The 14,356-nt window shown below is 67.1% G+C and carries 11 protein-coding genes; 10 read left to right on the forward strand and 1 reads right to left on the reverse strand.

Annotation, left to right across the window (positions count from 1 at the left end; all coding sequences use genetic code 11):
- The first annotated feature begins 2 nt into the window (after nucleotides 1-2).
- On the forward strand, nucleotides 3-770 hold the full coding sequence (locus W5W_RS0102575; protein WP_008730779.1) for an SDR family NAD(P)-dependent oxidoreductase: 768 nt from the start codon (nucleotides 3-5) through the stop codon (nucleotides 768-770).
- Between the two features lie 453 nt (nucleotides 771-1,223).
- The gene (locus W5W_RS0102580) at nucleotides 1,224-1,946 is read left to right on the forward strand and encodes an SDR family NAD(P)-dependent oxidoreductase (RefSeq protein ID WP_017194225.1); all 723 of its coding nucleotides are present in this window, start codon (nucleotides 1,224-1,226) and stop codon (nucleotides 1,944-1,946) included.
- A gap of 171 nt (nucleotides 1,947-2,117) precedes the next feature.
- Here the strand turns inward: W5W_RS0102580 and W5W_RS0102585 are convergent, their stop codons facing one another.
- The gene (locus W5W_RS0102585; protein WP_008730768.1) at nucleotides 2,118-3,254 is read right to left on the reverse strand and encodes an ROK family transcriptional regulator; all 1,137 of its coding nucleotides are present in this window, start codon (nucleotides 3,252-3,254) and stop codon (nucleotides 2,118-2,120) included.
- A gap of 231 nt (nucleotides 3,255-3,485) precedes the next feature.
- On the opposite strand from W5W_RS0102585, the gene W5W_RS0102590 reads away from it, so the two are divergent.
- The 8 genes from W5W_RS0102590 to W5W_RS0102625 all read left to right on the forward strand — a co-directional run bounded on the left by W5W_RS0102590 (nucleotide 3,486) and on the right by W5W_RS0102625 (nucleotide 14,350).
- Nucleotides 3,486-4,607: a GNAT family N-acetyltransferase gene (locus W5W_RS0102590; protein ID WP_238533295.1), complete on the forward strand. Its 1,122-nt coding sequence runs from the start codon at nucleotides 3,486-3,488 to the stop codon at nucleotides 4,605-4,607.
- Between the two features lie 162 nt (nucleotides 4,608-4,769).
- Nucleotides 4,770-6,077 (forward strand): MFS transporter, encoded by a 1,308-nt coding sequence (locus W5W_RS0102595; protein ID WP_017194227.1) that lies wholly within the window; start codon nucleotides 4,770-4,772, stop codon nucleotides 6,075-6,077.
- Nucleotides 6,078-7,207: 1,130 nt separating this feature from the next.
- Nucleotides 7,208-7,930: a FadR/GntR family transcriptional regulator gene (locus W5W_RS0102600; RefSeq protein ID WP_008730729.1), complete on the forward strand. Its 723-nt coding sequence runs from the start codon at nucleotides 7,208-7,210 to the stop codon at nucleotides 7,928-7,930.
- Nucleotides 7,931-8,117: 187 nt separating this feature from the next.
- Nucleotides 8,118-9,428 carry an amidohydrolase gene (locus W5W_RS0102605; protein WP_017194228.1) on the forward strand — a complete coding sequence of 437 codons (1,311 nt, stop codon included), beginning with the start codon at nucleotides 8,118-8,120 and terminating at the stop codon, nucleotides 9,426-9,428.
- 923 nt (nucleotides 9,429-10,351) lie between these two features.
- On the forward strand, nucleotides 10,352-10,630 hold the full coding sequence (locus W5W_RS0102610) for a hypothetical protein (RefSeq protein WP_017194229.1): 279 nt from the start codon (nucleotides 10,352-10,354) through the stop codon (nucleotides 10,628-10,630).
- Nucleotides 10,631-11,045: 415 nt separating this feature from the next.
- A complete protein-coding gene (locus tag W5W_RS0102615) occupies nucleotides 11,046-11,768 on the forward strand; it encodes an aspartate/glutamate racemase family protein (protein ID WP_008730796.1) in 723 nt (240 codons plus the stop codon).
- A gap of 72 nt (nucleotides 11,769-11,840) precedes the next feature.
- Nucleotides 11,841-12,782 (forward strand): carbamate kinase, encoded by a 942-nt coding sequence (gene arcC / locus W5W_RS0102620; protein ID WP_017194230.1) that lies wholly within the window; start codon nucleotides 11,841-11,843, stop codon nucleotides 12,780-12,782.
- Between the two features lie 59 nt (nucleotides 12,783-12,841).
- A complete protein-coding gene (locus W5W_RS0102625; RefSeq protein ID WP_017194231.1) occupies nucleotides 12,842-14,350 on the forward strand; it encodes an NCS1 family nucleobase:cation symporter-1 in 1,509 nt (502 codons plus the stop codon).
- Nucleotides 14,351-14,356 lie beyond the last annotated feature (6 nt).

Raw genomic sequence — 14,356 nt, forward strand, 5'->3', positions numbered from 1 at the left:
CCATGACATCGACCGAGAAGAGCAGAACGACGATCGCACTCATCACCGGCGCGGGCCGCGAGGGCGGGCTCGGCCACGAGGTGGCCCGGCAGCTGGCGGCCAAGGGGCACCACGTCATCCTCACCGCCCGGGACCTTTCCCAGGTGGAGCCCCTCGCCGACGCGATCAACGCCGAGGGCCTTAGCGCCTCCGCGCTGCAACTGGACCTGACCGACGAGGACAGCGTCACCACCGCCGTGCGCGCTGTCGCCTCCGAGCACGGCCGCCTGGACGTGCTCGTCAACAACGCGGTCATGATGGTCCCCTCCGCGGTCAGCGCCGCCGAGAAGGACATGGGGGAGCTGAGTCGGGAGTTCGAGACCAACGTCGTCGGCACCTGGCGCGTCACCAAGCACTTCTTCCCGCTCCTGGAGGCCGGCGGCCATGGCCGGGTCGTCAATGTCTCCAGCGGCGCCGGATCCTTCTGGGACCCCGACTACGGCCTGGTCAACTTCCCCGGCCTGGCCATGGGTGACTTCGGCGACATGCCGATCACCGCCTACGCGATCACCAAAACTGCTCTCAATGCCCTGACCATCAAGATGGCCAAGGACTTCCGCGCCAGCCGCATCCTGGTCAACTCCGTGTGCCCGGACGTCACCGCCAGCCGCGGCCCCGGCTGGGGGCGCCCCGTTGCGGACAGCGCTCTCGGCGTGGTCTGGGCCGCCACCCTGCCCGACGACGGCCCCACCGGCCTCTTCTTCCGCGACGGCAAGCAGCTGCCCTGGTGAGAATCCTGCGCAGGGCCGAGAAGTGTCCAAAACGGAGGGGATCTATCCCCGGAGCGGCTGCGCCGATTCTGACGATGCAGGTCATCGCGCCATTTCCTGTGGGATGCCGGGTCGGCTGGAGCGTTGATCCCCTCCGTTTTGGACATCCCGGCCCATGCCTCTCTGGTGCGGGGCGCTTCAAAACGGGTGAGCGTCAAGTACGGCCCCCGCCCGCGAATCACGACCCATAGACGGCCGTGCGATACAGGCAAAGGCCGCGCGATGCGCTGGAACTGCCGACCAAAGGGCACCAGAGGCCAAGGGGCGTCCCACGGCCCAACCCACTGAGGCCCATTCATAGCGACACCCGCGACCGCCAGCAGGTCAAAGCCAACCGAGACCAGCCATGCGAACAGCTCTGATGAGTCAATGGATATCAAAACGAGTAGTACGAGCATGAGATTGGATATAGGAATGAGCAAGACAACCGGCCGGACCATTGCAGTACTGGGGGCAGGACCGGGTCTGGGCGGCGCCGTCGCCCGGCGGTTCGGCACCGAGGGCTACAGCGTCGCCCTCATGGCGCGCCGACCGGAGCAACTCCGGCAGATGGCCGAGGAGCTCCGCGCCCAGGGCATCACCGCATCCGCCTTCCCGGTGAACCTCACCGATCTGGACGCGATGCGGGCCGCTCTGGCCGGGGCCGAGCAGCAACTCGGCCCCATCGACGTCCTCTACCTCGGGGCCACCTCGGATGCGCCCCACACACCGCCCAGCCAGGTGGAGGCGGCCGACGTCGCCCGAGCCGCCATCCTGAACACCTGGGCGCCCATCGAAGCGGTTCGCGCAGTGCTGCCCGGGATGCGCGAGCGCGGCCGCGGCACCATCCTGATGGCCAATGCCGCCAGCGCCATCGCCGCGCCCCCGGCCATGAGCGGCGCCGTCGCCCCGGCATTGGCCGCTACCCGCAACTGGCTGCAGAGCCTGCACGATGAGGTGGCCGCCGACGGCGTCTACGTGGGCGCCCTGTTCGTAGCCGCCATGATCGAGGGCAGCGCCGCCTGGGAGCAGGTGCGGCGGATGCCCGGGGCCGAGTCCTTCCCCCGGGTGAGGGCTGAGGATCTGGCGGACAGGCTGTGGGACATGGCTTCCGCCCGGGACGTCTTCGAGGCCGTGCTGCCTGCACCGCGGGCGTGATCGGGCGGGCGGCGCAGGCGATGCCCTGATGTCGCCCACGCGCCCGTCCTGGCCCCGGACCGATTTCGGTGCGGACTACGACCGATCTCGGCGCGGAACTCGACCGATCTCGAGCCGGAAGCGGACCGATCTCGCGATCTCGGCGATGGGGGGCGGGCGTTGTGCGCGCCGTCACCTCTTGGGGGCGGCGACCAGGGAGTCCCCGAAGTACTGGTGACGCACGTCGAGGGCGGCGCGTCGAACGGCTCCGCGGGCGACGGCGTCGCGCCCGATCGTCGATACCCTGATCGAGGGCATATGAAGAACGAGGCGACCCAGGGCGCGAGTGAAATGCTCCAACCACAAGTCGGCGCTCGCTGTCAGATCGCCTCCCAGCACGAGGACGGCGGGGTCGACGGCGAGCGCCAGGGCCGCGGCTCCGGTGGCCAGGTCGCGGGCATAGGTCCTCATGCAGGCGAGCGCCTCGGGGTCTCCGTCCCGAGCGGCTCGCACGATCCAGGCGATGCGCTCGCGCTCGTCGTCGAGCTCCGGCAGGTCCGGGTGGGCGGTCAGGTCCCGGATGGCGCGCTCCCACCGCAGGATCTTGAGCCCTCCGATCTCTCCCGCCGCTCCTCCCGATCCTTCGATCACCGCGCCCCGGCTCATGATCGCTGCGCTTATGCGCTGATCGGCGAGGATGTGGACGACGTCGGTGAACCCGACCGCCTCGCCGTGCCGGGTCTCCTCCAGCAGCGCGAGCTTGCAGCTGTTGCTGATCCGCACCGGGCACGTGAAGCTCGCCCTCAGGCGCGCCACTAGATCCACCTCGTGCCATTGGGGAAGCGGAGTCTCGAAGGGCGTGCGCCCCGAGTCGTCGACCACTCCGCTGACGGCGGCGGTCAGGGCGTGCACGTCCTCGGCCTTCAGCTGCGCCTGCGAGAGCGCCTCGGCGATGAGTCGGTCCAGGACTGCGAGACGAGACGGCGGATCAAGATCGGGGTCCACGGCCTGGGAGCGCTGGGCCAGCGCCGTGCCCGCCAGGTCCGCGAGCAGGACCTCGACGTGATGCACACCGATATCCGCGCCCAGGACGACGGCGCCCTCGCTGCGGAAACGATACCGGCGCGCCGGGCGCCCGCCGGCCGTGCCCGTGACCGCATTGAGCGTTGTGATCCAACCCAGCTCGCGAAGGTTGGCCAGGGCGGCGTTGACACTGGTGCGCGATAGGTCGCAGTGCTCGGCGATCTCGGTGGCGGTGGTCTCGCTGCCGTCGATGAGCCAGTGGAGGATCCGCAGGGAGTTGATCTCCCGGATTCGCTCGGGACCCACTCCCATCCTGCCTGTCAACGTGTCCTCCGTCCGTGGTCGATAGGACCACGTTAACGGGTTTTCACAGAGACATGCATCAAGAGACTAATGCATGTTTTCCTTATTCGTCAAGAGCATTGACAAACTTTCGTCGGGATGCGACTTTATTCGTGGCAGAACGGTGGGGCGCCCTCGCGGCTCCCGTCGGTGCGGCCGACGGTGTCGAATGAATGAGGGGCGGCGGTGATCGTGATGGCTTCGACGGCCGCCTCCGCAGGCGGATTCACGTTCCAACTCCTGAGCGAGAGGGATGGGCGCGAGTATCTCGCCGTCCAGTGCCGGGCGCTCGGCCACTCCCGCTGCGGCCCCGCCATGCCGGGGTTGGCGGACCGTGCGCCGCGGGTCATGGGGGCTTTCGACCGCAACGGCCTCTTGTCCGCCATGGCCGGGATGTTGCCGATGACGGTCCGGATCGGCGGCTGCGAGGTGCCCGGGCACGGCGTCCTCGATGTCGCAGTCGATCTGCTCCACAGGGGGCGGGGCGCCGCCCCCGCACTCATCGCCCGCATCCTCGCCGACGCGCGCAAGAACGGCTCCGCGGTGTCTCTGGCCCATCCCTCCGCGCCCGCCTTGTACCGGGGACTGGGATACGAGGCCGTTGCCTGCCTGGAGCTGCGGCGCCTGAATCGCACCGTCGTTGAGGGCGCCACCGCGGATCCGGGCGTGCGTCTGCGCGACGGCGTCATCGAGGAGGTTCTCGGCTCCCTGTCGCGCCACCTCGAAGGCGCCTGCAGTCCCGCCCCGCCCGCGGTCGAAGGCGTGCGCGACGTCGTTCTGGACCGGGACGGCCAGGCCGTCGGCATGCTGCGGCTCGAGCGGCTTGCCGGACGCGTGGTCGTGCATCTGCTGCGAGTCGCCGACGCCGGTGCGTGGGCGACGGCACTGGTCGCGCTCGGGGCCGAGGCCGCGCAGGAGGCGGGTGAGTCGTGCATTGAGGTGTGGGGCGGCGGGGACGATGACCTGGCACTCTGGCATCCCGGCCGGCTGAGGGTGCGGGAGTGCTCCATGCCGATGCTGCGGGTCGTCGATGTCGTACGGGCGCTGGAGGAGCGGGGCTGGCCCGCTGACGTCGCAGGGCAATGGTGCTTCGACATCGCCGATCCCCTGATCCCGGCCAATACCGGGGCATGGGTTCTGGAGCTGGAGGGCGGTCGAGCCCATGTGAGCGCGAGCACGGCTCGAGGCTTCCCGGTGAGCCTGTCGCGCCTGGCCCAGCTGGTGGCAGGGGTGTTGCCCGCCGTCGATGAAACCGTGCCGGCGGATCTGGCGCGCGCGAGCGCACTGCGCCCGTGGGCCGGGATCTTCGAGTTCTGATCGCTCTTCTGAGCGCCCTCCCGATACCCGCGAGCAACCGCGAGTACCCGGAGCGCGGTGTCCGGCCCGACGTCGCTTCCGCCGGGACCCGCGCCGAGAACCTGCCGGTGGACTTTCCCATTCCGGTTCCGCCATTGTCCCTGGGTGGGACAGTCTTGACCCATGCGCCTGACTGCCGACCTGAGGGACCTCGCCGCGGTTCCGGCCTTCCGCACGCTGCTGGCCGTGCGCCTCGTCTCCCAAACCGGGGACGGGATGGTCCAGGCCGGCCTGGCGACACTGTTCTTCTTCCGGCCGCAGAACATGGCCGATGCCACCGGCGTCGCCGCCGCGCTGGTCGTCATGCTGCTGCCCTTCTCGACCATCGGCCCCTTCGCCGGTCCGTTCATCGATCGCTGGCGGCGGCGTCAGACCCTTCTGGCCTGCAATCTCGTGCGGTCGGGTCTTATCGCGATGACTGCGGTATGCCTGAGCACACAGGGAATCGGACCGGCCGTCTACGTCTTGGTCCTCATCATCCTGGGCGTCAACCGCTTCCTGCTGTCCGTGCTGTCGGCGGGACTGCCGCAGATCATCCGCCATGAGCGGCTGCTGGTCGCCAACTCCATCATGCCGACCCTGGGCGGTGCGGCCACCGCTGTGGGCGTCGGCCTCGGCCTGCTTCTGCGTCTGCTGATCCCGGTCGGCATCGGTCAGGACATCGGCAGTCTCACCATTGCCGCGGGGCTGTATGCGCTCGCGGCCGGAGTCGTTACCCGTCTGGGCAGGGACGAGCTCGGGCCCGAGCGGATCGACCGCCGCATGGGAATCGCCTCGGCCCTCGCGGCCACAGCAGGAGACCTGGGCAGTGCCATTCGCTACCTCGTGCGGCGCGGAACGCCCGGTTTGGCTCTGACCACCATGGCCCTGCACCGCTTCGTGTACGGCATGGAGCTGATCACGATGATCCTCATGGCCAGGAATCTTCTCGCGCCCCCTGAGGACGCCGACGCCGGTCTGGCGGTCTTCGGCACGCTCCTGGGGGCGATGGTGGCCGGGCACGGCCTCGCCGTCGTGATCACTCCCCTGGCTCACGAGGCAGTGGCGCCGTCGACCTGGATCGTCATGTGCCTGGTCGGGGGGACCGTGGGACAGCTCGTCCTCGTGGCGACGCACGCCCTGCATGCGATGGTGGCGGGGATCCTCGTCTTCGGCATCGGAGTGCAGGGCGCCAAGATCGCCGTGGACACGATCGTTCAGACCGATACCGCCGATGCCTATCGCGGACGGGCCTTCTCCATCTACGACGTCCTGTTCAACACCGCCGAGTGCCTGGCGGCCGGTGTCGCCGTGCTGGTGCTGCCCTCGGGCGGCTGGTCGCGAGGTGTTCAGGTGGCGCTGGTGGTCTTCGTGTGGGCGGTCGCACTGGTCTACCGCGGGCGTGTCAGGGCGCTGGGCGATCAGCCCCGTGCTGTCGGCGATTCTGCCTGAGGCTGTGTTGCAGGTTGCAGGTTGCAGGTTGCAGGTTCCGGGTTCTGGGTTCTCTGTTCTCTATCTTTCGCCCCCGAGGTCGTCGTGCGCGCCTCGACGTTGGGGTCGGCCGGGCTGAATCGGACCGATTTTGCGGCGGGATGCGGGGTATGACTGATCTTGGTGCGGGGCCTGGGGCTCGGTCTGTGGGGTGTCTGTGCGTCTGGGGTGGTGTGTTGTCTGCGTTTGAGCATTCGAGATGGTGTCTGCGAACGCCTCATTTATTTTGTTTCTCGAGATCGGTCGTATTCCGCGTCGAGATCGGTCGTATTCCGCGTCGAGATCGGTCCAGTTCCGCGTCGAGATCGGTCCAGTTCCGCGTCGAGATCGGTCCGCTTCCGCATCGAAATCGGTTGCACTCCGCCGCGAGGTTGTGGTGTGTCAGGACATCCGAGTCAAGGTGCGTGCTTCGGGTGTGGTTGTCTTCGGTGTTGCACATGGGAGATCAGGGTTTCGGCGGGGTGAGGGTTGGTTCTTGTTGGAATGATGGGCTTTTCCGGCGATCATAGTGCATGACGGTCGGGCTCCCATGTGCGGTGAGGGGGGTCTGCGCACATGGGAGCAGGACCGTGGCCGTTACTGACGTTGCTGTTCCGCATGATTCCGCGGTTTCTGCTGATGTGGGGAGTGCATGAGTGTGCAACTTCGACTGCCCCCGGCCGGGCGTGGGCATCAGGGCAAGGCTCTTCATGCTGAGTAATCGCGGTGACGACCGCCCCAGGCGCATGCGAGCACCGGCAGGGTCGGCCCGCAACGGTCAAACCCGACTCATACGACCCCCAGCCCCGAGACATCGCACCCCGAACCGGAACGACCGATCTCGAGCCGGAGATGGACCGATCTCGACACGGGTTGCTACCGATCTCGACGCGGGTTGCGACCGATCTCGGCGGAGAGACGCGGAAAATGACGGGTCGCTGTGCAAGACCGTGACTGTGGTGAGATGCTTCTACCCGAAGGGGCGCCGCCCCGACACGAACCGAACGTCATCGAGTGTTGTTGTCGACATTCCCTGTCACCGGAGCACGTGTGTCCCGCATGCGCATTGATGTGCCCCGATACATTTCCATGCCTAGTCCTCGGGAGGTCGGATGGCCGTCGACATGGTCGCCGGAGCGGTGAAGAAGATCCTGGACGCCGTTGTCGGCGGTACATTCGTCGAGGAGGAGCCATTGCCCGCCGAGGCGGAACTGGCGCGCTTCCTCAACGTGTCCAGACCGACCATGCGGGAGGCGGTTCGTACGCTGGCGCTGGGCGGTGTGCTCAATGTGGTGCACGGCCGTGGTACATTCCTGCTGCCGCGGTTCCGCTGGAGCGAGTTGCGCTACTTGATGTACGTCTCGGCGCACGAGGGCAATGCCGTCGAGGTGGAGGCCGAGGTGCTGGGCGTCGAGGAGATGATTGAGGTGGGGGCGGTTCGTCTGGCGGTCCGCAATCGCACTGAGGATGATCTTGCCGAGATGCGGCGCTGCGTCGAGCACTACGCGGTCGCGGATCGCACCGATGACGTCCAGGCCCTGGTCGGAATCGACTACGCCTTCCACGATGTGATTCTGAGGACGGCCGGCAACCAGTTCGTCTCCTCGGCCGTTCACCCCTATCGGGATGCTCTGCTCGGGGCGAGGTTCCGAGCGACTGAATCGAGTGAGGTGCGCAGCCGTGTGGATGCCCAGCACAGGGAGATCCTGGAGGCGGTCGAGAAGCAGGATGAGGACCGGGCGGTCTCTCTGATGCAGGCGCATATGGCCCAAACCCGCGAGGACATCCTGGCCGCGCGCGAACGCCGTGATGACGAGGTCTCGGAGAACCTGTAGTCGACAAAATAGACAAATACCCGGCGAGCACCCGGCAAGGACTTTGGTACGCTACTCCTCAGAGGTCTGGTCTCTACTATGGGAGTATGCCGTGATGTCCTCCGATGAACCGAAACCGTCAGAACCGTCAGGGACGGGTGCGGGCGCCACTCTGCCGACCACCCCGACGACGGCTTACACCGAGCACATGCGCGCCGAGACGCAGGAGCGGTCGGCCGTTCTGTCCGCGCCGCCGGCTCTCGAGGCCGGCGAGGGCGCCCCGTCCGAGTGGCGCGAGCGCCTCGGCGGGCTGCTCGAGAACCTGCGCTCCGAGCTGCTGGAGCTGTCCCACGACATCCACGACCATCCTGAGACCGGGTGGAACGAGCATCACGCCATGGCGGCGGTTGGGGCCCTCCTGGATCGTCACGGCATCGCGCATGACGACGGCGTCTTCGGGCTGGAGACCGCACTGCGCGCTGAGATCGGTGCGACCGTCGACGGCGACCCGATCCCCGCCGTCGCGATCCTCTGCGAGTACGACGCCCTGCCGGGGATCGGGCACGGCTGCGGCCACAACGTCATGTGCGCCCAGGCGCTCGGCGCCTTCCTCGCACTGGCGGCCCTCGATCGTGAGCTCGACGGCGGCCTGCCGGGGCGCGTCGTCCTGCAGACGACTCCGGCGGAGGAGAACTCGACCTGCAAGGAGCTCTTGGCGCACGCGGGAGCGTTCGACGGCGTCGGCGCCGCAGTCATGGCCCACTCCTACGGCTACGACCTGGCTCATCAGACCTGGCTCGGGGCCCGTCGCTTCCGGGTCGTCTTCACCGGCGTGCCGGCTCACGCCTCGGCCGCCCCGTTCATGGGGCGCAATGCGCTCGACGCCGCAGTGCTGGCGCTCAACGGCATCAGCATGCTGCGCCAGCAGCTGTCGCCGACAGATCGGGTCCACGCGATCATCGTCGATGGCGGCCAGGTCCCCAACATCATTCCGGAGCGGGCGGAGGTCAGTGCGCGCGTGCGCTCCAAGTATCCGGAAACGCTCGTCGATCTGTTCCGACGCGTGTCGGACATCTTCCATGGAGCCGGGCTCATGACCGGAGTCGGCGTTGAGATCATCGCCGATGAGCTGCCCAACGAGATGCCTGTGCGGGACAACCGGCCCCTCCTGAAGTCCTGGGTGCGCGCCGAGCGCGAGCGGGGGCGCGAGCCGCTGCCCTTCGGAGTGGTCACGGAGTCGGTGGCGGCGGGAACGGACTTCGGCAACGTCTCGGTGCGCATTCCGGGGATTCATCCTCTGGTGAGCGTGGGGGACGAATCGCTCATGCTGCACACCCGGGAGATGGAGGAGGCCGCCGGATCGGCCGCAGGGGACGCCGCGGTGCTCGATGGCGCCTACGGGCTGGCCGCAGTGGCTGCGGATTACCTTGATGACGCTCGTCTGCGCGAGCAGGTTCAGGCGGATTTCGAGGCGGAGGGAGGCGTCATCGACGTGGAGGAGATGTTCCGGTCCATGTGATCTCCTCGGAGGCTGCGGTGTGTCAGGACATCTGAGACGGGGTGTGGTGATCCGGTGGGGTGGTTCCTGGGGGACTCGATGACGAGGTCGAGGTCCCCGATGCCCGCGTGCGCCGGGGCGGCGCATAAGCGGCCGGGGCGGCCGTCAGCTCTCGGGCCGATGTCTGCATACGCCTGGGGTGGTGGGGTGTGAACACCTGACATCTACTCACGCGAATCCCGGTGCCGGCATGGGCCGGGGGTGGCGCGCATGCCGATTCCCACGACGCGGAGGCCCGGACTGGTGCTCGCGTGTGCCGGGGTGGTGGGTGTTGCACACTCGCGTGCACCCGGCGTCGGTGGGAACTGCGGAATCATGCGGAACAGCAATGTCGGTAGCGGGCGCGGTCCTGCTCCCATGTGCGTAGACCCCCCTCATTGCACATGGGAGCCCGACCGCCGCACACGACGCTCGCCAGAAGATCCCGTCATTCCAGCAAAAACCAGCCCCCACCCCGCAGAGCCCCTGGTCTCCCATGTGCAACACCGAGGAAAACCACGCCCACTGACGCATCATGCTCCCTCGCACCCGCCCCACCGCCTCGTTTGCTCGGTTGCAGAGAACAAGCGGCGACCTCCTCACCCATTGAGACGTTCGCAAACACCTCCCCAGATGTACTGCACACGACAATCTCGACGCGGGTTGCGACCGATCTCGAGCCGGAAGTGGACCGATCTCGACGCGGAGTACGACCGATCTCGGCGTATGAGGCCCCGATCCCGGTGACTTCGCGACACCGACTTTTCCCGTGACAGACGCGACATATCTCAGTGCTCTGAGGTGTTGTATGGTACTACCAGTTCCGAATGAAGGACTCACACACACCGCCGTGCGGGAGCGCGGCAGTACTCCCGCATCTTCACCTATGAAGAAAGCAGGGAATCATGTCCGCTGTAGCCCTGGACGTCACGACGAGCCGCCCCTCCTCCACCCGCCTTCACGCCGTCTCCTCGGAGGCTCCGGCCGAGAAGGCCTCTGCTGTCGCATCGCAGCCCGACATCGCGGTGGTCTCCACCGCCCTGGCGGTCCTGACCATCCTCGGCATGTTCACGGCCTTCGCCGCCGTCGCCGACTCGAAGCCGGTCGTGGTCGGCTGCGCGATCGTCTCAGTGGTGGTCTCCGTGGCGACCGCATTCCAGCAGCTGCGCCGCGCAGGCGTCTGAAACCCCTGACGGTCCTCGGCGTTCCCCAGTGATCTTCTGGGACTTCCGCGGGGACTGGGGAACCTCAGTGCACATGCGGGTGCCCGCTAGCGCCGGGGGCGGTGCCGAGAGGCGCTGCCCCCGGCGCGTCTGCTCTGGCCCTGGCCGGCGGTTCGGCCCGGTCGGCAGCCCGGCCCGGTTATGGACGAGGCTGTTTTCTCCCCTTGTTTCTCCTCTTGGCTTTGATATGTCGGCGATCGTGTGCGATGGCGCACGGGGCACGCCCACGCCCTGTCGATGACACGATTCAAGTGAATGTGATCCGGGTCTTGCCAAGAGCGCAGCAGTGGGGTTCAATTGAGTCACCTCAGACCTCAGAGGTCTATGGACCGCAACGTCGTGGTCCGCTATGAACCCCCACACGGAAGAGCGCGGAATGAAGATCCTCGCGGTGAATGTCAACACCACTCGGACGATGACACACTCCATCGCTGAAGCGGCGCGCGCCGTTGCCCGCCCGGGCACCGAGATCATCGAGCTCACTCCGAGCTTCGGAGCGGATTCAGTCGAAGGCAACTTCGAGTCCTACATGGCGGCTGTCGGCGTCATGGATGCTGTGACGACCTACGACGGCGACTTCGACGCCGTCATCCAGGCCGGCTTCGGCGAGCACGGCAAGGAAGGGCTCATGGAGCTCCTCGACGTGCCGGTCATCGACATCACTGAAGCGGCCGCCCATATGGCGATGCTCATCGGGCACCGCTTCTCGGTGGTCACCACGCTGGACAGAACGGTTCCCGGGATTGAGGACCGTCTGCTGTGCTTCGGGCTGAGCGCGCACTGCGCCTCAGTGCGCTCCTCGGGACTCGGCGTGCTGGAGCTGGAGGACGCGGACGCCGCCCGTCGAGCGGTGATCGCACAGGCCCGTCGAGCGGTCGAAGAGGACCGCGCAGAGGTCATCGTCCTCGGATGCGGGGGCATGGCGGGCCTGGATGAGCAGCTGACCGCCGACCTGGGGGTCCCCGTCGTCGAGGGCGTCGCCGCTGCGGTCAAACTCGCCGAGGGCCTGTCCGACCTGCACCTGAGCACCTCTAAAGTCCGCACCTTCGCCCCTCCGCGCCCCAAGAAACTCAGCGGCTGGCCGCTGTCGGCGCACTGAACCACCCTGAACCCCGATTTCCTCACTTCCCAACCCGTTTCCATCAACACCGTCGTCGCTGGAAGGACACCCGTGATCACCAAGGGAATCGTCGTTGCCGTGGGTGGCAACGCACTCATCAAGGACAAGCACCAGATCTCCGTGGAGAGCCAGAGCGACTCCATCATGGAGTCGTCGGAGTGCATCGCCGCACTCGTCGATGCCGGCTACACCCCGGTCATCACCCACGGCAACGGGCCGCAGGTGGGCTTCCTCCTGCGTCGTGCCGAGCTGGCGCTCAGCGAGCTCCCCGCACTCCCCCTCGACGTGCTCGGCGCGGACACGCAGGGCGCCACCGGTTACCTCTTCAGCAGGAACCTGCGCGGCTGTCTGGCCGACAAGGGCATCGATCGCCAGGTCGTCGCCGTCGTGACTCAGAGCCTGGTCGACCCCGACGACCCGGCGTTCGCCGAGCTCAGCAAGCCGATCGGCTCCTTCATGAGCGAGGAGGAGGCCCGCGAGCACGAGGAGAAGGACGGCTGGGTTCTGCGAGAGGACTCCGGCCGCGGATGGCGGCGGGTCGTCGCCTCGCCGCAGCCCCTCGACATCCTCGAGCGCCAGGTCATCGGCTCGCTGGTCGACTCCGGCTGCGTCGTCGTCGCCTGCGGCGGCGGCGGCATTCCGGTGCGTCGCGAGGGCTCCGGGTACATCGGCGTCGAGGCGGTCATCGACAAGGACTTCGCCTCCGCACTGCTCGCCAACCAGCTGGGTGTCGAGGACTTCGCCATCTGCACCGCGGTCGACGCCGTCAGCCTCAACTACAACACTCCCGAGCAGGTCGACCTGCACGAACTGACGATCGAAGAGGCCGAGAAGTACCTGGCCGAGGGGCAGTTCGGCAAGGGCTCAATGGCGCCGAAGGTTCAGGCGGCCATCAACTTCCTCCGCAATGGCGGCCGCAGGGTCGTCATCACCTCCCTGGAGAAGCTCCGGGACGCCGTGGACGGTAAAGCCGGCACCGTCATCACCCGTTAATCCCCCAATTCCCTCACGGACCGGGCAAAGGAGCTCGGTCCTCACCCACAGGAGAACTCATGACCGCACAAACAAAAGATCAACCTCCGGCAGCCTCCGAACCTGCCGTTGATGTCGACGCCCACCTCATCAACGACGACCTCGCCCCGGCCAAGAGCCGGGACTGGGGATTCTTCTCCCTGTTCGCCATGTGGATGAGCGACATCCACTCCATCGGCGGCTACACCTTCGCCGCGGGACTGTTCGCCCTCGGGCTCGGCGCCGCCTACGTGTTCACCTCGCTGAGCATCGGCATCGTCATCGTCTTCCTCCTGATGAACCTGGTGGGATTCGCGGGCCAGAAGACCGGTCTGTGCTACCCGGTGCTCGCCCGCATCACCTTCGGCACGGTCGGCTCGAACCTGCCCGCGCTGCTGCGCGGCTTCGTCGCCATCTGCTGGTACGGCATCCAGACGTGGCTGGCCTCCAGGGCCGTCATCGTGCTCGTGGCCGGCCTGTGGCCGGGCGTGGTTGAGATCGGCCAGTTCCGCTTCCTCGGTGAGACGCTGCTCGGCTGGGTGGCATTCATCCTCATGTGGGCGCTTCAGCTGCTCCTGCTGCGCAAGGGCATGGAGACCATCCGCAAGTTCCAGGACTGGGCGGGCCCGGCCGTGTGGGTCGTCATGCTCATCCTGACCGTCTACGTCCTCAAGCTCGCCGGCTGGCACATCTCGTTCAACCTCTCCACCTCCCCCTCGCAGTGGGGCACCGCGCACGCCGTCCTCGCCGGCATCTCCCTGACCGTGGCCTACTTCGCCACGCTCATGCTCAACTTCTGCGACTTCTCGCGGTTCTCCCCCACCCGCAAGGCGGTGTGGATGGCGAACCTGTGGGGCCTGCCTGTCAACTTCATCGCCTTCTCGGTGGTCTCAGTCCTCGTCACGGCCGGTTCCCTGCAGATCTACGGCGAGTACATCTTCGACCCCGTTGACCTGGTGGCCCGCCTCGACCACCCCATCGCCATCGTGCTCGGCGCTGTGACCTTCACCGTCGCCACCCTGGGCATCAACGTCGTGGCCAACTTCGTCTCCCCGGCCTACGACCTCGCCAACGCCTGGCCCTCGAAGATCAACTTCCAGCGCGGCGGAGTCATCTCCGCATGCATCGCACTGGTGATGACGCCGTGGAACCTGTTCAACAGCCCCTTCATCATCAACGTGTTCCTCGCCGCCCTCGGCGCCGTCCTCGGGCCGCTCTTCGGCATCATCATCGCCGACTACTTCATCCTGCGCAGGCAGCAGGTCCAGGTCTCCGAGCTGTTCAAGTCCCAGGGAACGCACTCCTTCAACAACGGCTGGAACATGCGCGCCGTGTGGGCCTTCGTCATCGCCTCGATCCCCTCGATCCTGGTCGCCGTCGTGCAGGTCGACTTCTGCAAGTTCCTCAGCCCCTTCTCCTGGTTCATCGGGGCCGGCCTCGGCTTCCTCATCCACCTGGCGATCTCCCGCAACGACCCCTACATCGTCAAGGCGCTGGAGCAGGCGGCGACCGTGGACCTCGACGCCGACCGCGACTCGGTCGCGCGCTGAGCGGTC

Origin of the sequence: Actinomyces massiliensis 4401292 (assembly GCF_000269805.1) — a bacterium.
Classification (GTDB): Bacteria; Actinomycetota; Actinomycetes; order Actinomycetales; family Actinomycetaceae; genus Actinomyces; species Actinomyces massiliensis.